Raw genomic sequence first — 19,272 nt, forward strand, 5'->3', positions numbered from 1 at the left:
TGGCGGTTTCGGGCCACGCTGAGGACTTCTTCGGATAGTCGGGCCATGGGGCCATTCGGACGATGAGAGCAGGGATGAAGACAACGAATGAACTGATGAACGGCGCCGCGCGCGGGCCGTCCCGGGCACGGCCGGGCCTGCCCGGCCGCCGCGCGGTCGCCCGTGTCGCGGCGCTCGCCATCGCGGTCGGCAGCAGTTCGCTGGCGGCCGTTCCGGCGGCGGTCTCGCAGACCGGCGACGGGACGGTCACCGTCAAGGTGATCCGGGCCGTGGACAACACCGGCACGTACACGCCGGCACTGGAACCGGGCATGGCGGGCGTCAAGGTGACGCTCACCGATGACGCCGGCGTCTCGATCGACGGGACCACGGCGGCGGACGGCACGGTGACGCTGTCGCCCGCGACGAGCAGGGCGAGCGGCGGCAAGTACCGGGTGCAGGTGGTGAACCCGAAGCCGGGCGTGCTGTTCCCGGCCTTCGCCTCCCGCCAGGGGCTGGACGGCGCGCCCAACCAGCTCAGCTCCAACGAGGAGTTCGTCGACCTCGGTGGCGGGAAGAACGTCTCCTACACCACCGGGCTGTGGAACCCGGCGGACTACTGCCAGAAGAACGCGCCGCTGGCGACGGCCTGCCAGACGCCCACCTACCAGGGCGGGAACCAGCGCACGCTGGTCACCTTCCCGTACGACAAGCGCGGCCAGGAGGGCCCCGGCAACGCGGCGACCGACATCGCCACCGACGCCGAGACCGGCACGATCTTCGGCCTCGCCTGGAACAAGGCGGACAAGCGGCTGTTCTCCGCGGCGACGGCCAAGCGCACCACCGACTACGGCCCCGCCGGCTCCGGCGGGATCTACGTCACCGACCTGAGCGACCCGGCGAAGAAGCGGACGACCGTCTTCACCACCGTCCCGAACGCGGGCAGCACCGCGCACGGGCCGGGGACGGACGACGCCTTCCTCGACGTGCCCGGAAAGGAGAGCCTGGGCGGCATCAAGGTCACCGACGACGGCAAGGACCTGTTCGTCGTCAACCTGAACGACCGCAAGCTCTACCGCTACGACGCCACCAAGCCGACCGCCTCCGCGCCCAAGGCCTCCTACCCGATCCCGGACCCGGGCTGCCCGTCGGCTGCGGACTGGCGGCCGTACGGCCTCGGCATCCAGGACGGCTCCGGCTTCCTCGGCGGGGTCTGCTCCGGCGAGTCCACCGGCAAGCTCACCGACGTGCGCGCGCTGGTGCTGCCGTTCGACCTCGGCACCGGGGCGTTCGGCAAGCCGGTGCTGGACCAGCCGATGGACTACCCGCGGCAGTCCACCGTCGGCAGCGGCCCCTGCGACGGGGCGGGCTGGTTCCCCTGGACCAGCACCTTCCCGGGCTCGCAGAACGGCCGGCCGTGCGGCAACACCACCATCGCGTTCCCCGAACCGGAGCTCGGCGAGATCCTCTTCGAGACCGACGGCTCGATGCTGCTGGCCTTCAAGGACCGCTTCGCGGACCGCGGACCGGGTGCCCCGGCGCCCAATTCGGCCACGGTGATGTCCGGCGGCGACCTGAACAAGGCCTGCCCGTCGAACGGCACCTACGTGATGGACGTCAACCTCGGCTGCGGCAAGACCGTCCGCGGCGCCCGGTTCTTCTCCACCGGCTGGGACGAGGTCGGACACCACAACACGGTGTTCGCCGGCATCGCGCTCTCCAAGGTCGAGAGCACCATCGGGGCCTCCGCCTTCGACCCGGACCACACCGCGGTCGGCTACGGCACGTCGTTCATGGAGCGCAAGGACGGCGCGCACGACCCGAAGTTCGGCCTGCGGCTGACCCCGGCGAACACCGGCTCGCCGTTCGGCAAGGGCGCCGCGATGGGTGACCTCGAAGTGCTCTGCGACCAGGCGCCGCTGCAGATCGGCAACCGGGTCTGGTACGACCCCGAGCGCAAGGGCATCCAGAACCCGGCCCAGCTCCCGGTGAAGGATGCCACCGTCAACCTCTACGACGAGTCGGGCAAGGTGGTCGGCACCACCAGGACCACGGCGCGCGGCGAGTACTACTTCGACGACAGCAACGTCACCGGAGGCCTCAAGCCGCACACCAAGTACACCATCCGCATCGACAACCCCGCCGACTACGCCAAGGGCGGCCCGCTGTACCACTGGGTGCCCACGGACCACGACGTCGGCGACAACCACTTCATCGACTCCAAGGGCATTGTCCCGGCCGGCACGAAGTTCCCCGAACGGTCGCTGACCACCGGTGGACCGGGCGAGAACGACCACACCTTCGACTTCGGCTACCGCCAGCAGGAGGGTGCGCTGAAGCTGGTCAAGCACGACCAGGACGGCAAGCCGCTGGCCGGTGCCAAGTTCCAGCTGTGGCACGAGACCAACGGCACCGACGGTCTGCAGGCCACGGGGAGCAAGCCGGACACGCCGGTCGGTGAGCCCTGCACGACCGGCAACGACGGCATCTGCCAGGGCAGCGGCGTGCCCGGCACGTACTACTGGCAGGAGTTGAGCCCTCCCGACGGCTACTCGGCGCCGGACACCACGGTCTTCGGACCGCTGGTGCTCACCGCCGACAACCTGGAGGACGGGGTCGGCGTCACGGCCGTCAACAAGCTGATCCCCACGCCGACGCCGACCGCCTCGCCGACGGCCACCCCGTCGCCGACGACACCGGCCACGACACCGCCGAGCACGCCGGCCCCACCGGCGCCCGCTCCCGGCGGCGAACTGCCGCACACCGGTGCGAGCAGCGGGCTGCCGCTGATCGCGACCGGCGCCGCGGCGCTGATCGCCCTCGGCGCGGCACTGTTCGTGCTGGTGCGCCGGCGACGGGCGGCACAGCACCGGTAGTCGTCCCGCTCCGTCGGGGTGACATCCGGATCGGGCGGGTTCGCGGACCGCAACGGACCGCGAACCCGCCCGACTCCGCTGCCGGGCCCGAAGACCCTTGCGTCCCGGGCGACTTGAACGATTTGAGCGGCCTGTACGACCCGAATGACCTCAGCGGCCTGAACGGCCTGAACGACCTGGACGACCCGGACGAAGGATCGGAGACCACGACCGCATGCCCCGCATGGCCCGCACGACGAAGGCCGGAGCCCGCCCGCCCCGGAGCAGGCGGACCCGCTGGTTGACGGCGCTGATCGCGGCCGCGGTGTGCGCCGCCGTGGCGGGCGGCGTCGTCGCGTACGAGAACGTCTCCGACGACGCCACCGAGCGGCCGGTCACCACCGAGGAGGCGGGCCGGCTGGCACTGTCCCGGCTGAACCTCTACCAGGCCAGCCCGGTCGGCGTGGTGCTCACCGCCGACGAGGGCGGCGGAGTGCGGATCGTGGTCGAGGGCGTCGTGGACTACCGCACCCACCGCGGCGTGGGCCGCTACCGGAGCACCGGCGCGAGCGGCCCGCTCGACCACGGCCTGGTGGTCTGGGACACCGACGGCCTCGGCCTGGCCCCGGAACCGGCGGACGGCCAGGGGCCGGCCTGGCAGCAGGCCGAACACATCCCGCGCGCCGGCTGGTCGCCGCGCACGTACACCGCCGACCCGCTGGACGCCGGCCTCCAACTGCTCACCCAGGTCGGCGCCGACCGCCCCGACAACCCGCTGCTGCTCGCCCAGTCCGGCGCCCGCTGGCTCGGCCGGGACCGGATCGGCGGCCGCGGCTACGACCGCTTCGCCGGTCCGCGCGCCCAGGGTGCCGCACCGGACGGCAGGACCTCGCCGCTGACGTACTGGGTGGACGGCGACGCCGACCTGCGCCGGGTCACCATGCGGATCGCGGGCCTGGGCACGCCGACCACCGTCGACTTCTCCGGCCGCGTCGCCGACGCCAAGCTCCCCGAGGCGCCCTGGCTGACCGGCTGACTCCGGTCGCCCCGCCTCAACGGCCGCGGGCGATCGCCAGACCGGCCGCCCGCCCCGAGAAGATGCAGCCGCCCAGGAAGGTGCCCTCCAGCGCGTTGTACCCGTGCACGCCCCCGCCGCCGAAACCGGCCACCTCCCCGGCCGCGTAGAGGCCCGGCACCGGGGCGCCGTCACCGCCGATCACCCGGGAGTCCAGGTCGGTCTGGAGCCCGCCGAGGGTCTTGCGCGACAGGATGTTGAGGCGCACGCCGATCAGCGGACCGTGCGCCGGGTCGAGGATCCGGTGCGGCCTGGCGACCCGGGCGATCCGGTCGGTCAGCGACCGGCGGGCGTTGTGGATCGCCATCACCTGGGCGTCCTTGCTGAACGGGTTGGCCAGTTCGCGGTCCCGGGCGACGATCTGCCGCTCGATGTCGGCGGCGTCGAGCTTCGGGCCGCGGGCGATCCCGTTCATCGCGGCGACCAGCTCCGGCAGGGTGTGGGCGACGACGAAGTCCTCGCCGTGCCGCTTGAACCGCTCCACCGGCCCCGGTGCGCCCTTGGCCAGTCGGCTCCGCACGGCGAACCTGAGGTCCCGGCCGGTCAGATCGGGGTTCTGCTCCGAACCGGAGAGCGCGAACTCCTTCTCGATGATCGACTGGGTCAGGACGAACCACGAGTAGTCGTGTCCGGTGGCCAGGATCTGCTTCATCGCCCCGATCGAGTCGGCGCCGGGCACGCCGGACATCCCGGTCAGCCGGCGCCCCTCGGCGTCGAACCACATGGAGGACGGGCCGGGCAGGATCCGGATGGCGTGGTCCGGCCAGACCGGGTCCCAGTTGTGGACGCCCTCGGTGTACGCCCACATCCGGTCACGGTTGACCACCCGGCCACCGGCCCGCTCGGTGATCGCCAGCATCCGGCCGTCGACATGGGCGGGCACGCCCGAGATCAGGTGCTCGGGGGCCGGACCGACCCGGTCCACCGGCCAGTTGGCCCGCATCAGCGCGTGGTTGTGCCCGATGCCGCCGGAGGTCACCACCACCGCCGCCGCCCGCTCCTCGAACGAACCGGCCACCTCACGGGAGGACTTGACGCCGCGTTCGGAGTCGTCCGGCGCCAGCACCGAACCCCGGACGCCGACCACCGCGCCGTCCTCGGCCAGCAGCTCGTCCACCTGGTGCCGGAACGCGAACCGCACCAGCCCGGCCCGCTCCGCCCGCAGCACCGGACGGAGGAACGCCTCCACCACCCCGGGCCCGGTGCCCCAGGTGATGTGGAAGCGCGGCACCGAGTTGCCGTGCCCGGTGGCCGAACCGGCGCCCCGCTCCGCCCACCCCACCAGGGGCACCACCCGGTGCCCGAGCTCGCGCAGGTAGCGGCGCTTGCCGCCGGCCGCCCACGCCAGGTACGCGTCCGCCCAGCGCCGCCCCCAGAGGTCCTCGTCGTCCGGCCGGTCGAAGCCCGCCGAACCGAACCAGTCCTGCCGGGCCAGCTCCAGCGAGTCCTTGATCCCGGCCCGGCGCTGCTCCGGGCTGTCGACGAAGAACAGGCCGCCCAGCGACCAGAACGCCTGGCCGCCCAGGTTCCGCCGGTTCTCCTGCTCGACGACCAGCACCCGCCGGCCGGCCTTCGCCAGCTCGTGCGTGGCCACCAGTCCGGCCACACCGGCCCCGACCACGATCACCTCAGGCTGGAACGGCATTCAGCTCTCCCTCGGGGAACCACCGTCGCCCGGTCGCGACGGCTGTGCGCTCCCATGGTCGGGGCAGGCCGGGCGGACCGGCACTAGGCTTGTCAGGTGGTGACGAAGAAGACTGTGCCACCGGCACAAGGGACGGCCTCCTCGACGGCCGACCGGCACGGCGCCGTGGCGCGCATCCTGGCGGACGAGAGCGGGATGGTCGACTCCTTCATGGCCGCCATCGCCCGGGAGATCCCCGCCTACGCCAACCTTGACGCCGGCCAGCTGGCCGAGGTCCGCTCCATCATCGTCTGGACGCTCCACCGGGTGCTCGAACTCTGGGCCGTGGACGGCTCGTTGGAGCCCGAGGACATCCGGATGTTCCGGGGTGTCGGCGCGGTCAGGGCGCGCGACGCCCGTCCGCTGGCCGCCGTGCTGCGCGCCTACCGGGTCGCCGCACTGGCCTTCTTCGACCGGATCGGGGAACGCTTCGCCGACGCCGTCTCGGTGCGCGACCTCAGCGCGCTCGCCCGGGTGTGGCTCACGGTGCTCGACCAGTCCTCAGAGGCGATCTTCGACGGCTACGAGTCCACCGGGCGCATCCTCAGCGAGGACCGCGAACGCTCCCTGCGTAGCCTCCTCACCGACCTGCTGCTCGGCCGGCAGAGCCACGCCGGCACCCTCCGCGCCCGGCTGCGCGAGCTCGACGCGGAACTGCCGTCCTCCTTCGACCTGGTGGTGGTCTCCCCGGCGGGGCCCGCGAGCCCGGCGGGACCGGCGGCCGCCGGTCCCGACGAGGCGGAGCGGGCGGCCGCGCTGGTCACCGCGGCCCTGGACGCCCGGGCCGCGGGCGAGGCGGCCGGCCGCGAACCCACCTCGCTGCACACCACCGTGGACGGCGTCGGAGTCGCCCTGGTCAAGGCGGCCGACATGACCCGGCTGCACGGCCTGGCCGCCGCCCACGACCTCACCGGTGCCCTGCTCACCGGCGTCACCGCCGCCACCGCGCCCCGCGACCACCGGCTCGCCGTCCACGGCCTGCGGCACGCCTCGCCACTGGTGTGGAGCGAGCGCCGGGTGCTCGACCGCGGCGACCTGGAGGTGGTCGCCCTGGTCACCGGACATCCCGACGCCGACCCCGGACGCGTCGCCGAAGCCGTACTCGGCCCGCTCGCCCGGGACGCCGACACCCGGCGCACCCTCGACGCCGTCATCTACTCCGACAGTGCCCCGGCCGCGGCCGCCCGCCTCCACCTCCACGCCCAGACCGTCCGCTACCGGCTGCGCCGCGTCGCCGCCACCACCGGCCGCGACCCCCGCACCCCCTGGAACCGCTTCGCCTTCCAGACCGCCCTGCTCGCGAGCGCTAGGACGTGAGGCGGGCCCGGAGGTCGCGCTTGAGCAGCTTGCCGCTCTGGTTGCGCGGGAGGTCGGGGACGAAGTGGACGGTTTTCGGGACCTTGTAGGGGGCCAGGCGGCTCCGGACGTGGGCGATGAGCTCGGCTGCGGTGGGGGCGGGCGTGGCGGCGTCGGAGCGGAGGACGACGAAGGCGGTGACCGCCTCGATCCACCTGTCGTCGGGGGTGCCGATCACCGCGACCTCCGCCACGGCCGGGTGGCTGTGGACGGCCTCCTCGACCTCCCGGGAGGCCACCAGCACCCCGCCGGTGTTGATGACGTCCTTGATCCGGTCGACCACGGTCAGGTAGCCGGCTTCGTCGGCGACGACCAGGTCCCCCGAGTGGAACCAGCCGCCGCGGAACGCCTCGGCGGTCTCCTCCGGGGCGTCCCAGTAGCCGAGGCACAACTGCGGTGAGCGGTAGACGATTTCACCCGGAGTACCGGGCGGCACCTCGGCGCCGTCTCGGTCGACGATCCGGGCCTCCACGAACAGCACCGGGCGTCCGCAGGAGGCCGGCCGCTCCCGGTGCTCCTCCGGGCGCAGTACGGTGGCGAGCGGTCCGATCTCCGACTGGCCGAAGCAGTTGTAGAAGCCGACCCGCGGGTAGCGCTCGCGCAGCCGGTCGAGCACGGCCACCGGCATGACCGAGGCACCGTACTGGGCCTTGCGCAGCGAGGACAGGTCGCGGCGGTCCAGGTCGGGGTGGTCGGCCAGCGGGACCCACACCGTCGGGGCCAGGAACAGCGAGCCGATCCGGTCCTCCTCGATCCGCCGGAGCAGCTCGGGGACGTCCGGCGACTCCAGCAGCAGCACGGAGGCGCCGACTGCGAGGTAGGGCAGCAGGAAGACGTGCAGGGCGGCCGAGTGGTACAGCGGCATGCAGATCAGCGGCCGGTCGTCCGCGCCCAGGTCGAGGGCGTGGATGCCCGACAGGTAGGCGTGCACCAGGGCGCGGTGGGGCATCTTCGCGCCCTTCGGCCGGGAGGTGGTGCCGGAGGTGTAGAGCAGCTGGACCAGGTCGGTGTCCCGCACGCCCGCGTCCACGTCCGGCACCGGGCCCGCCAGCGCGGCGGCGAGGAGCCCGGAGCGCTCGTCCCGCAGCGGGAGCACGTGCTCGACGGCCAGTCCGGCCCGGACGCGCTCGACCTCCGGTGCCAGCGCCGGGTCACTGAGCACGGCCCGGCTGCCGGAGTGGGCCAGCAGATGGCTCAACTCCCCGCCGGTGAGGGCGTAGTTGACCGGGACGTGCACCAGGCCGGCCCGGGCGCAGGCGAGGAAGGCGATCGCGTAGGCGTCGGAGTTGCGCCCGTACGCCGCGACCCGGTCGCCGGGGCGCAGGCCCAGCCCGAGCAGGTACCCGGCCGCGCGGCTGACCGCCTCGTCGAGCTGCCGGTAGGTCCAGCTGCGGTCGGCGAAGGTGAGCGCGGTGCGGTCGGGGGTGCGACGGGCGCTGCGGCGCAGCAGCCCGTCGACGGTGCCGGCGCGGGGGTCGTCGATCATGCTCGCGGTCTCGCTCTCGGGGGTCGGTTCGGGATCGGTCCGGTGCGGGCCTGGTCCGGGGTTCGCTTCGGGGTTCGGTTCGGCGTCCGTGCGGGCGTCGGTTCGGTTCGTTCGGGCGGTGGGGAGACGGGCACGGCCGGTTGCAGGGGCAGCCTGCCCACTCCGGGCCGTACGGACGCACGGGTGTCCGACGCGCGGAGCCGGGTAGGCGCGCCTTCGTAGCCACCGACTCCGGGAGGCCGCCATGGACCTCGCGTTCCTCACTCCGTTGCTCGACCGACCCGGCCCCTGGGCCTCGCTGTACCTGGACACCTCCCGCGCCACCGAGGACGCCGCCCCGCGCCGGGCCCTGATCGACCGGGCCGCCGTCCACCGGCTCGCCGGGCTCGGGGTGGACGACGCCACCTGTGCTGCCGTCCGCGACCACCTGGCCGGGGAACCGACGGCCGCCTCCCCACCGGGGCGGGCGCTGTTCGCCGCCGACGGTGAGGTCGCCCTGGACGTGCCGCTGATGGAGTCGCCGCCCGACGTCGCCGCCACCTGGGCGCCGCTGCCGCACACCGCCCCACTGCTCGGTCTGCTGGACGACGCCGCGCCGCGCTGCCTGGTGGTGGCCGTGGACCGCACCGGGGCCGCGCTGGAGCAGCGCGAGCTCGGCCGCTCCGCGCCGATCGGCACCGTCGAGGGCCGGCAGTGGCAGGGCCGCGGCCACCGCGCCCCGCCCGCCGACCGGTACGAATGGCACTACCGGCACCGCGTGGAGGACGCCTGGGAGCGCACCGCCGCGGTCATCGCCGACCAGCTGACCCGGATCTGGCCCGGCAGCGGAGCCCGCCTGCTGGTGCTCACCGGCGACGTCCGCGAGCGGCGGGCCGTCCGAGCCCTGCTGCCCCGCCCGATGCAGCCGGACACCGTCGAGGTCGACGGCGGCGGCCGGGCCGACGGCATCGCCCGGGACAGCTTCGACCGCCGGATCGCCGAGGCCTGGGAGGAGCACCGGGAGCGGCACCTGACCACCGTGCTGGACGCCTTCCGCACCGGCGTCGGGCGCCCCGGCGAACACGCCACCGATGCCGCCGGCACCGAGACCGCACCCGGCGCCGCGGCCCAGGGCGTGCCCGCCGTGGTGACCGCGGCCCGGCAGCACCAGCTCGCGGCGCTGCTCTTCCAGCCGGGCGGCCACGATCCGGAGCGGCCGGTGTGGACCGGTCCGGAGCCGGAGCACATCGGCGTCCAGCGGGCCGAGCTGCGTGCCATGGGAGTGTCCGAACCGCAGCAGGCCCCGGCCGCCGACGCCCTGCTGCGCAGCGCCGCGGCGGTCGGGGCCGAGGCCCTGGTGGTGCCGGAGTCCGTACCCGGCCCGCCCGGCGGGCTCGGCGCCGTGCTGCGGTGGAACACCTGACCCGAGCGGCGGCCGGACCGGACCATCCGCGCCGAACACCTGGCCGCAACGGCCGGTCCGGTGACCGCACCGCTCGTATACATATGTCGACCGGGGGAGGAGAATCGACGGCGCGGGGCGGGAGTCCGACGAGGAGGCCGGCCATGAAGAGCCTTGAACGCCGCTACGCGGTGACGCTGCCCGGGCCGGTCGGCGGGCACGCCCCGCCGGCCGTCATCGTGGTGCACGCCACCGAGATCCTCGGGCCCGGGGGCGGGCCCGTCTGGGAGAGCACGGACGGGAACTTCAGGGTGGAGATCACCGGCGAGGTGGCCACCGTTCTGACCGCACCCGTCGACTCCCCGCGGCACCCGTGCCTGCACGCCGTGCCACTGCCCGATCGCGCCGCGCCGCTGCGCTGAGCGCCGCTCACCGAGGGCGTACTCGGGCCTGTCCGGGCGGGTCTCCGTCGCCCGCCACCGGGGCATCCCCCGCCTGCCGCCTCTCCTTCTCTTCTCCTCCTCCGGCGACGGCGTCACGAACCCCGCGGAACCGTCCGCGGCCGCCTGTGGACAGTTCGGGTGCGGATCCCTATTCTTCAGGCGATCTCTGCGCGTGACCAGCACCGCAGGCATTTCCGGTGGGGGCCGCAACGGACATGGAAATCGAACAGAATGTGCCGCGTCCGCGCGCCCTGGTCTACGGTGGCCCGGTCGCAGACCCCCGGCGGCCGGCTCTGGCGGCGCAGCTGATGATCGGCGGGTACACCGTGGCGCAGCTGGCCGTCGCGGTCGCCGGCGGCAGCAGGTCGGCGTTCTTCCGGCAGTTCTCCCCGGTCTCCACGCTGTTGTTCCTCGCCACCATCGCCGTGTTCCTGTGCTGGTTCCACCGCTGCCGCCTCAACGCGGAGCAGTTCGCCCCGGGAACGCACCGGTTCTCCTCGGGGCTCGCCATCGGCGCGTGGTTCATCCCCGTGGTGATGTGGTGGATCCCGCGCCGGATCACCCTGGACATCTGGCGGGCTGGTTCGCCCGTGGGCGGGGTGTGGCTGGTCAACGCGTGGTGGGTGGCCTGGCTCGGCAAGACGGTCGGCGGCGCGATCGCCATCGAGCTCGGGGCGCCGCGCCCGTACACCTACTCGCCGATCGAGGAGACGGTCGGTGTCGTCGCCGGCGTCCTGGCGATCCTGCTGATCCACCGGGTCACGGCCGGTCAGCACGCCAGGGTGCGGGCCGCGATGCAGTCCCCGCCCTTCGCGAGGACCGCGGCCTCCTGACGCCCTTACGGAGGAGTGGCATGCGATTCCCGGCACCGACGTCCGTGCTCATCGTCGGTGGAGGCCCGGCCGTCGGCGGCCGGGGCGTTGCAGAGCTGTTGCAGGGGGTGTGAGCCGGCTCACGGTGGGGTGGGATGGTTCGTGATCGCATGGTCGGATGCATCAGTTCGAGAAGGCCGGCCCTTTGCTGGCCGTAGGGGTGGCGGTCGTTCTGCTGGCGGGTTGTGGGTCGCAGACGGGGAGTACGGCGGGGGCCCGGGGGGTCGGCGGCGGTGCGGGGCCGTGCGGCGCGGCGTCGGCGTCGTCGGCGGGGACGCAGGCCGGGGTGCGGGTCACGACGGGGGGCGCGGCCTGTGCGGAGTACGAGGTGAGCAACGGGACGGGCGAGACGGCCGATGTGACCGTGGTGTTCAGCCGGACGGACGCGGGCGGGGGCGCCATGGACACCGTGACGAGGACCGTCGAGGGGCTTGCGCCGGGGGCCGTCTCGAAGGGGCGGGTCGAACTGGGCGGTACCACCTCGGGGGTGAAGGTCCTCAAGGTGCGCAGCGTGCCGAGTGCCGAGGCGTCGCGGCCGAAGGGCCCGTGCCCGGCGTCCGGGGTGCTGGTGAGCGTGGACGAGGGGGCTGCGGCGATGGGGCTCCGGACCGCCGGCCTGAACCTGCGGAACTGCGGGACGGCCGAGGTGACCCTGAACGGCTATCCGGCGCTGCAGGTGCTCGACGCCGAGCGCAAGCCGGTCGACGGGGTCCAGGTCGTGCACGGCGGTGCCGAGATCGCCAGTGGCACCGGCGCGGACGCCCCGCCGCGGGAGGTCGTGCTGAAGCCGGGGGAGAGCGCCGGTTCCACGCTGGTATGGCGCAACACCACCGGGGCCGGGGATCCGGTGAACGCCCCGTACGTGCGGGTGCGCGCCATGCCGGGCGCGGCCCCGGTGACGGTGACGCCGGAGCTGGACCTGGGCACCACCGGCCGTCTCGGGGTCGGCGCCTGGGTCAGGGACGAGGCGGGAGCGCCGGCGCCAGGTCGATGACCACCTTGCCGGGGAAGTCCACCCGTTCCGCCGCGAGGTCCATGACCTGGCGGGGGAACTCGTCCAGCCCGATCCGGCGGGAGGTCAGTTTCTCCAGCGGGAAGGCCTCCGGGTGGGCCGCGCGCAGGCGGAAGCCCTCCTCGTAGTCCTCCCGGTGGCACCCGTAGGCGCCCGCGAGGGAGATCCGCCTGCCCCGGTGGTCGATCGGTTCGATCAGTTCGCGGCGGCGGACGGTGTCGACGTCGGCCTGGCCGGGCGGGAAGGTGTCGCCCTTGCGGGTGCCGCCGTAGACGAGCAGCACGGCGCCGTCGGCGGCCAGGTCCGCTCCGGTTTCCAGGAGTTCGGCGCCGGCGATGGTGGGGGCCACGACGACGACGTCGAACCGGCCCTGGTGCTGCTCGGCCTTCGCCTCCGTCAGGGGGTGGATCTCGTCCTCGGTGAGGAGGCCCTGCTGCCGGGCGAAGGCGCGGCGGGCCTCGCCGCGGTTGAAGACGGCGACCGACGCGCCCAGGTGCCGGGCGTACAGGGCGAAGGTGAGCCCGGCGCAGCCGGCGCCGATCACGGCGACCCGCCGGCCCCGGAGGTCGGTCAGGCCGGTGAGTTCGAGCAGCTTGCGCAGCGCGTGGACGATGCAGGCGAAGGGCTCGGGCATCCAGATGCAGTCCCGGATGTCCGCTTCGGGGACCCGCACCACGGCCTGGTCGAGCTGTGCCTCGGTGCCGTGGACGAAGACGTACTCGGCGAAGCCGGTGGTGCGGCTGGGGGTGATGTTGGGGTTGAGGGTGACGAGTTCGCCCTCCCGGAAGCCGGTGCGGGCGCCGGCGAAGGCGACGGTGCCGACGAGTTCGTGGCCGAAGAGCGGGCCGCGGTCCTCGGGGATGTCGCGCGAGCCCAGGATCTCCTTGGCGTCGGCGCGGCAGATGCCCAGGTGGTCGGGCCTGATCAGGACGGTGTCGGCGCCCAGCGCGTCGTGCGGGAAGGGGCGGGTGCCGAGGCTCACCACGCCGTCCCGCAGCGTGGTCGTGACGTAGGTGGCCGGGAGGTTCGGCACTTCGACTCCTCAGGGGGCGTGGGGCTGACGGGTTCGGGCGCGTTCGATGTCGAGGGCCAGGCGGGCGGGGTCGCCGTCGCGGTAGTCGTTCTCCAGGACCAGCGCCTCGGGCCTGAACCCGTGGGCGGCGAGGGCGGCGAGGGCCTCCCGGACCGGGCCGTCGCCGTCACCGAGGAGGTCCCGGTTGACGACGCCGCCGGTGCCGTCCTTGAGGTGGACCTGCGGGGCGAGCCAGGGGTGGGTCTCCTCGATCAGGGCCACCGCGTCGACGCCGGCCACCCGCGGGTTGTAGGTGTCCAGCAGCAGCCGGAAGGCGTCCGCTGCCACCTGCTCGGCCAGGAGCCGGGCGCGCCGCGGGTCGAGGTCGTTCTCGTTGGCCAGCAGCAGCCCGCGGGCCTGCGCCTCGCCCGCCGCCCAGGCCAGGACGTCGGCCGTCCGCCGCAGAGCGGGCCGGTCGGTGATGGTGCTGCGGCGGAAGCTCGGAACGAAGGCCAGCGGCGCGCCGAGGGCCAGCGCGGTGTCGAGCACCCGGACCAGGACGCGGCGCACGCGCAGCGCGTCCTGGCTGCCGGTGGGCGCGTGCAGGCCGAGGTCGTTGAGGGTGTTGCCCGCGACGGCGAGCGGACGCAGGCCGTACCGGGCGCAGTCGTCCAGGATCCGCTCGACGGTGCCCGCCGCGTCGAGCCAGGGCCCGCGGCCGGGGCCGCCGAGGTCGAGCTGGAGGCCGTCGACTCCCGCCCGGTGCGCCAGTTCGACGGCGTCGAGGTGGTCCCCGGGCAGCCGCCAGCCGGCCAGTCCGATCAGCGGGCCGGAGGTCACGAGACCGTGCCCGAGGGGATCCGGCGGCTCTGGGACACCGGCAGCCGCTCGCTCACCGGGTACCAGGCGCCGGCGCCGTCGACCACCAGGTGGGCGCCGTGCAGCCCGGTTCCGGCGGTGGCCGCCAGTTCCCGGGCCAGCGGGGCGAAGCTCGCCGGGCGCATGTAGGCGGTGTAGTCGAAGTCCTCGGGGCGCCGACGCCGGATCCCGGGGGTGTCGACCATGCCGGACGGCAGGGCCTGGACGATCCGCAGGGCCTCGGCGCCGGGCACCTCGGGGCTCTCCTCCTGGGCGACGGAGTCCAGCAGGGCGGAGGCGGCGGCCTTGGTGGCCGCGTAGCCGGAGCGTCCCGGCCCGGCGTTGTAGACCACCTCGGAGGAGACGCCGAGGAACACCCCGGGGGCGTCGGGGCGACGCAGGGCCGGGACGGTCCAGGAGAGCGTCAGCCAGAGGCCGTGCAGGTTGACGTCGAGCTGGCGGCGCCACTCCGCCTCGGTGCACTCCCGGAAGAGGGTCCGCCGGTCGCCGTAGTGGACCGCCGAGTAGCAGACCGCGTGCAGCGGTTCGGCGGCGGCCAGTGACAGGTTCTCGGCGACCCGGTCGGTGTCCGTGAGGTCGGTGGCCGCCCAGCGGAGCCGTTCGGCGCCGGGCCCGGTCGGCCGGGAGCGGCTGAGCACCGTGACGTCGAGGCCCTCCTCGGCCCAGGCGTCCGCGATGCCGCGGCCGATGCCGGTGGATCCGCCGACCACCAGGGCGCGGCGGCGGCTCGATTCGGTCATGGGGACTCCAGGGGTGAGGGCGAGCGGGATCCCGGCGGCGCCGGGCCGAAGCGCACCGCGAGTTTGACGAGCCGCCTCCCGGTGACGGTACGGCCGCGGCCGGCCGACAGGTCGGTCATGATCCGGGCCGCCTCCGGCGCTCCGACCACATGGGTCACCAGGGCGCGGTAGGTGTCCGGGCGCCGGCACAACTCCTGTGCGGCCTCGGCGAGATGGTGGTTGCCCACGCCGCGGTGGCCGGTCAGCCGGACGCGTCGGCCGTCGGCGGTGTCCGCCGTCGTGAAGGCGTACGGGACGGGGTGCCCGGCGCAGTTGGCCGCGCGGACGGCGGTCAGGTCGACGCCGGGCAGCAGGGCGCTGCGCGCGCCCGGTGGGAGGCCGCCGAACAGGTCGACGGTCAGCTGTTCTTCGCCGACCGCGAGTCGGAGGGCGGAGGTGAGGGCGTTCAGGGTGCCGTCGCGCGGGGTCGCGAGCAGCGCCGCGACCGGTCCCGGGCCGAGCGGAGGTACCCCGTCGAGGGTCAACTCGACTCCTGGAACGCCCTGTTGGGCGCTCCAGGCCAGCCCGTCCGGAGTGTGGTGGACGAGCAGGACGCGCACGCCGCCGCCGAACCGGTGCCGGGCGGCCCGGACGGCGAGCTGCCCGACCGTCCCGTCGCCGTGGACCACCAGGGTGCGGGGGCGGGCGGTGGCGAGCAGGTCGAGGGCGTACCGGACGGCGGCCAGCGGCTCGATCAGGGTGCCGAGCACGGCATCGGGTTGCTGCTCCAGCGGCAGCACCAGGCCGTCCCGGACGGCCGTGGCGGGTACGAGGGTGCGCTCCTGGAGCAGGCCGTCGACGTTGTGGCCGAGCAGGAAGGACGGGTCCGAGCGGTGGGTGGGGTTGACCACGACGGCGGTGCCCGGACGGCGCAGCGCGTCGGGGACGCCCGGGCCGGCGGCGACCACCCGGGCGATGCCCTCGTGGCCGATGACCGGCGCCGGGTCGTCGCGCAGCCCGCGCAGCATCTGGATGTCCGTGCCGCACAGCCCGGCGACCGGGGTGGCCACCAGCAGTTCGCCCGGGGCGGGCCGCTGGGTGGGGCGCAGGCGCAGCCGTACGACGCCGCCCGGCTCCCGGACCAGGGCGTGGTGGCTGGGCACGCCCTCGGTGGCGGTGGCAGTGGCGGTGGCAGTGACGGCGGTGGCGGTGGCGGTGGTGGCGCGGGTCGGGGTCGCTGTCATGCGGGCACCCCGAGGCCGACGGCTGTCCCCGCCCCGGCCGCGATGCCGGCGTCGGCCGCGATCCCGGTGCTGGCCGCGATGCCGGCCCCGGCCAGGCTGTCGGCCTCCCCGGGGCCGGTGACGGTGATCCGCCGGTCCAGCCAGTCGGGGGTGCGCTCGCTGGTCAGGTAGAGGCCCTGCCGGGTGAGGTGTCCGAGCAGGGCGCGCCGGTAGTGCCGGCCGAGGCCGTGGACGACGCCGCCGGTGAGCACCACCTCGTCCAGCTCGGGGTCGAGGCAGAGCGCGGTGCGCAGCACGGACGCGACGGGGGCGGTCACCGCGTCGAGGAGGTCGGCGGCGACGTCGTCCGAGGCGTCCAGCGCCGCGCGCAGCGCCGTCTCGAAGCCGGTGCCGCCGGCCGCCGGCCGGCCGAGTCGGGAGGCCGCCCAGCGGGCCGGCTCCCGCCGGGCGAGGGCCTGCGCCGTCCGGGCGATGCCGGGCCCGGAGGCGTATGCGGCCAGGTGGCCGGGCTTGCCGCAGTCGCAGGTCAACTCGACCGGCGCTCCGTCCAGTTCGGCGTGAACCGGCAGGTGGCCGATCTCGCCCTGGAGCCCGCTGTCGTCGACCGGGATCCGGCCCTGCCGCTGGTCGATGACCCGGCAGGCGATGCCCGAGCTGATGGTCGCCAGCAGGACCTTGCGGTGGTGGCGGCGCTCGGAGGCCGAGGCGGCGTGGAGCAGTGCGGCGGTGACGTCGTTGACGATGTGCCAGCGGACGTCGGGCCGCCGGGCGGTGAGTGCCGCCCGCAGGTCGTACGGCTCGCTGTGCTCGCCCCAGAGCGGGGCGGAGGCGTAGACGAGGCCGGTGCGGTGGTCGAGGGCGGCGCCGAAGGAGATGCCGACGACCGGAGCCGGGGTCCGCGGTACCGCCTCGCACAGCTCCCGGACCATCAGCTCCTGGAGCTCGGCGACGGTGGCCGCCGGGAAGCGCCTGAAACTGGGGGAGGGGCGTGAGGTGCGGTCCCGTAACCGCCCCCCGCGCAGCCAGGTCGCCCGCCGGAGGTGGGTTCCGCCGACGTCGAGGACCGTGATGTCAGCACCGGTAGCGGTGCTCATACGGCTGCGCCCACGAGTTCGCCGCGTGCTCCCGTCGTCCAGGAGCCGATGAACTCCAGGGCCCGGCCCAGTTCCTCCGGGGTGAGGTCGTTGGCGAAGACGACGGCACCGATGCCCCGGGTGAGCGGGACGCGCTGGAGGCCGTCGCGGTGCTTGACGGCGTCGGAAAGCGCCTCCTCCAGCAGCTCCTGGGTGAAAATCGGGTGGGCGATGGGGAGTTGGAAGCCCTGGAGCAGTCTGAGGGCACGGTCGGTGTCGTGCTCGGAGAGGTGCCCGCGCAGGCGGGCGAGGGCGAGGCAGATCGCCATGTCGACGGCGACGGCCTCGCCGTGCAGCAGCGGCGGGTCGGCGCGCAGTTCCAGGGACGGGCTGAAGGTGTGGCCGTAGTCGACGGAACGTTCCAACACCTGTTCCCAGAGGTTGGGTTCGAGTTCGTCGAGCATGCCGGAGATCGCCCGGGACAGCACCTCGCTGACGGCGGAGCCGCAGCCGGCCAGGGTGTCGGGGGTGATGGCGCCGACGGTCGCCTCCAGCAGGTCGAACAGGACGGCGTCCTTGACCAGGGCCATCTTGATGATCTCGGCGATCCCGTTGGCGACGTGCCGGGGGTCGATGGTGCGCAGGAAGTGCGGGTCGATCAGGGCGGTCTCCGGCGCGAAGTAGGCGCCCAGGCGGTTCTTGTGGTGGCCGTGGTTGACCCCGGTCTTCACGCCGATCCCGGCGTCGATCTGGCCGACCAGCGTGGTGGGGACGCGCACGTACGGCACGCCGCGGCGGTACATGCCGGCCGCGAAGCCGACGATGTCCAGGACCACGCCGCCGCCGACGGCGACGACCTTCTCGGTGCGGCGCAGGATGCCCATCCGGGACATCGCCTCGGTCACGTGGACGGCCTGCTCCAGGGACTTGGCGTCCTCGTCGCCCCGGACGACCAGCCAGGTCGCGTCGACCAGCCAGCGGTCGAAGTACTCGGTGAAGCGCTCGCGGTAGAGGGTGTCGACGACGGAGTCGATCGCGAGGAGGCACCGGACGGGCAGGCCCTGGCCGCCGCCGCAGGCGCGGGCGAGGGTCGGGTTGCCGGGGTCGAGCAGCCCGCGCACCATGCTGACGCTGTAGGCGACGGGCTGGTCGGCCCGGACGTTCCAGTGCAGCCCGGGCGGCTTGGGGAGATCGGCGACCGGGTTCAGGCCGGCCGGGCGGGGGAGTGCGGTACCAGGCATGACGAAACCTCCGTGAGCGGAACTCGATCGGGGGAGTGGGCGGCCGGGACCGGGTCGACCGGCCGCCTGTCGGCATCGAACGCTAGTGCGTCATCTGCATGCATGGCAAGGTGACAGCAGTCACAATAGATGTATTCAGATGCATATTTCTGCAGAGTTACCTACCATGGCGCCGCATTGCGGCGGTGTGACGGCGGCCCCGGCGGCCGTCGGCGGCGTTCGTCCACCGGACTCGACGGCGGTGTTCGACGGCGGGGCGCGACCGCGGTGCGAGCCCGCGCGAAGCGGCCCCGGCCGCAGGCGGGTGCCTGCGGCCGGGGCCTTCGGGGGAGGGCGGGTGCTCAGTCCATCGGCACCGCGGGCGCGTACCGCAGCCGGGCGACCAGCGAGGCGGTGGAGTCGGTCAGCGCGGCGGTGTCCAGGGCCTCGGCCAGGGCCTTGCGCAGGGTCTGCTCCGCCACCGCGGCGAGCTGTCGGCCGGCCTCGGTGACCTGCACGTCCACGCCGCGCCTGTCGTCGGCTGCGCTGCGCCGCACCACCCACTCGGCGTCCTCCAGGCGGGCGACCATCCGGCTGACCGCGGGCTGGTTGGCGCCGAGCGCCTTGACCAGGTCCGACATCCGCAGCGTGCCGTCCCGCCGCTCGGTCAGCGAGAGCAGGAGCAGCAGCTCGTTCATGGAGACGCCGTGGCCGCGGGTCAGTCGCCTGCCCGCGGTCGCGTTGACCTGCTCCATCAGCCGGGTGAGTTGTCGCCAGATGGCGATCTCGTCCCGCCCGCTCCCCGGTCCCCATGTCTCCATTGACGCGGCCCCTCACTGAGTCCTTCGAAACGCTGTCGTCCGGAACGTCGTCCTTCGGAACGTTCCGCTTGTCCGTCCGCCACCGTCGCCCAGCGTAACTCTTTGCGGCAGTTGACCACTCCCGCGCGTTCGTCCATTATCTACATGCAATCGCATACATC

The 19,272-nt window shown here is 74.0% G+C and carries 16 protein-coding genes; 7 read left to right on the plus strand and 9 right to left on the minus strand.

Features of this window, described 5'->3' with window-relative positions; genetic code table 11:
- The first annotated feature begins 74 nt into the window (after positions 1 to 74).
- Together ACIRVF_RS18620 and ACIRVF_RS18625 are read left to right on the plus strand one after the other, a co-directional pair.
- Positions 75 to 2,855 carry an SdrD B-like domain-containing protein gene (locus tag ACIRVF_RS18620; protein ID WP_402818418.1) on the plus strand — a complete coding sequence of 927 codons (2,781 nt, stop codon included), beginning with the start codon at positions 75 to 77 and terminating at the stop codon, positions 2,853 to 2,855.
- Positions 2,856 to 3,078: 223 nt separating this feature from the next.
- Entirely contained in the window at positions 3,079 to 3,870 is a 792-nt protein-coding gene (locus tag ACIRVF_RS18625) for a hypothetical protein (RefSeq protein ID WP_402818420.1), read from the plus strand.
- 16 nt (positions 3,871 to 3,886) lie between these two features.
- Here the strand turns inward: ACIRVF_RS18625 and ACIRVF_RS18630 are convergent, their stop codons facing one another.
- Positions 3,887 to 5,554, minus strand: a complete 1,668-nt coding sequence (locus ACIRVF_RS18630; protein ID WP_402818423.1) for an FAD-binding dehydrogenase — start codon at positions 5,552 to 5,554, stop codon at positions 3,887 to 3,889.
- A 99-nt stretch (positions 5,555 to 5,653) separates the two neighbouring features.
- On the opposite strand from ACIRVF_RS18630, the gene ACIRVF_RS18635 reads away from it, so the two are divergent.
- A complete protein-coding gene (locus ACIRVF_RS18635; RefSeq protein WP_402818425.1) occupies positions 5,654 to 6,910 on the plus strand; it encodes a helix-turn-helix domain-containing protein in 1,257 nt (418 codons plus the stop codon).
- On the opposite strand, the gene ACIRVF_RS18640 is transcribed toward ACIRVF_RS18635, so the two are convergent.
- Positions 6,900 to 8,435: a fatty acyl-CoA synthetase gene (locus ACIRVF_RS18640; RefSeq protein WP_402818427.1), complete on the minus strand. Its 1,536-nt coding sequence runs from the start codon at positions 8,433 to 8,435 to the stop codon at positions 6,900 to 6,902. The two genes, ACIRVF_RS18635 and ACIRVF_RS18640, sit on opposite strands and share 11 nt — an antisense overlap.
- Before the next feature lie 244 nt (positions 8,436 to 8,679).
- On the opposite strand from ACIRVF_RS18640, the gene ACIRVF_RS18645 reads away from it, so the two are divergent.
- From ACIRVF_RS18645 to ACIRVF_RS18660, 4 genes are all read left to right on the plus strand, one after another.
- Entirely contained in the window at positions 8,680 to 9,837 is a 1,158-nt protein-coding gene (locus tag ACIRVF_RS18645) for a hypothetical protein (protein WP_402818429.1), read from the plus strand.
- A 143-nt stretch (positions 9,838 to 9,980) separates the two neighbouring features.
- The gene (locus ACIRVF_RS18650) at positions 9,981 to 10,238 is read left to right on the plus strand and encodes a DUF6296 family protein (protein WP_402818431.1); all 258 of its coding nucleotides are present in this window, start codon (positions 9,981 to 9,983) and stop codon (positions 10,236 to 10,238) included.
- A 236-nt stretch (positions 10,239 to 10,474) separates the two neighbouring features.
- Entirely contained in the window at positions 10,475 to 11,092 is a 618-nt protein-coding gene (locus tag ACIRVF_RS18655) for a DUF4328 domain-containing protein (protein ID WP_402818434.1), read from the plus strand.
- Between the two features lie 367 nt (positions 11,093 to 11,459).
- Positions 11,460 to 12,125, plus strand: a complete 666-nt coding sequence (locus ACIRVF_RS18660; protein WP_402818437.1) for a DUF4232 domain-containing protein — start codon at positions 11,460 to 11,462, stop codon at positions 12,123 to 12,125.
- Here the strand turns inward: ACIRVF_RS18660 and ACIRVF_RS18665 are convergent.
- The 7 genes from ACIRVF_RS18665 to ACIRVF_RS18695 form a co-directional block, all read right to left on the minus strand.
- Complete coding sequence (locus tag ACIRVF_RS18665) at positions 12,088 to 13,176, minus strand: alcohol dehydrogenase catalytic domain-containing protein (RefSeq protein WP_402818439.1); 1,089 nt, start codon at positions 13,174 to 13,176, stop codon at positions 12,088 to 12,090. The genes ACIRVF_RS18660 and ACIRVF_RS18665 overlap by 38 nt on opposite strands.
- Before the next feature lie 9 nt (positions 13,177 to 13,185).
- The gene (locus ACIRVF_RS18670) at positions 13,186 to 13,995 is read right to left on the minus strand and encodes a sugar phosphate isomerase/epimerase family protein (RefSeq protein WP_402818442.1); all 810 of its coding nucleotides are present in this window, start codon (positions 13,993 to 13,995) and stop codon (positions 13,186 to 13,188) included.
- Positions 13,992 to 14,774: an SDR family NAD(P)-dependent oxidoreductase gene (locus ACIRVF_RS18675; protein ID WP_402818445.1), complete on the minus strand. Its 783-nt coding sequence runs from the start codon at positions 14,772 to 14,774 to the stop codon at positions 13,992 to 13,994. Before ACIRVF_RS18675 ends, ACIRVF_RS18670 begins: the two co-directional genes overlap by 4 nt.
- Positions 14,771 to 15,997 (minus strand): alcohol dehydrogenase catalytic domain-containing protein, encoded by a 1,227-nt coding sequence (locus ACIRVF_RS18680; protein WP_402818449.1) that lies wholly within the window; start codon positions 15,995 to 15,997, stop codon positions 14,771 to 14,773. The genes ACIRVF_RS18675 and ACIRVF_RS18680 overlap by 4 nt, the downstream gene beginning before the upstream one ends.
- Positions 15,994 to 17,091: an ROK family protein gene (locus tag ACIRVF_RS18685; RefSeq protein WP_402818452.1), complete on the minus strand. Its 1,098-nt coding sequence runs from the start codon at positions 17,089 to 17,091 to the stop codon at positions 15,994 to 15,996. The genes ACIRVF_RS18680 and ACIRVF_RS18685 overlap by 4 nt, the downstream gene beginning before the upstream one ends.
- A complete protein-coding gene (locus ACIRVF_RS18690; RefSeq protein ID WP_402818455.1) occupies positions 17,088 to 18,311 on the minus strand; it encodes a sedoheptulose 7-phosphate cyclase in 1,224 nt (407 codons plus the stop codon). The genes ACIRVF_RS18685 and ACIRVF_RS18690 overlap by 4 nt, the downstream gene beginning before the upstream one ends.
- Positions 18,312 to 18,652: 341 nt before the next feature.
- On the minus strand, positions 18,653 to 19,111 hold the full coding sequence (locus tag ACIRVF_RS18695; protein ID WP_402818458.1) for a MarR family transcriptional regulator: 459 nt from the start codon (positions 19,109 to 19,111) through the stop codon (positions 18,653 to 18,655).
- Positions 19,112 to 19,272 lie beyond the last annotated feature (161 nt).

Source organism: Kitasatospora sp. NPDC101157 (genome assembly GCF_044768255.1).
Classification (GTDB): Bacteria; Actinomycetota; Actinomycetes; order Streptomycetales; family Streptomycetaceae; genus Kitasatospora.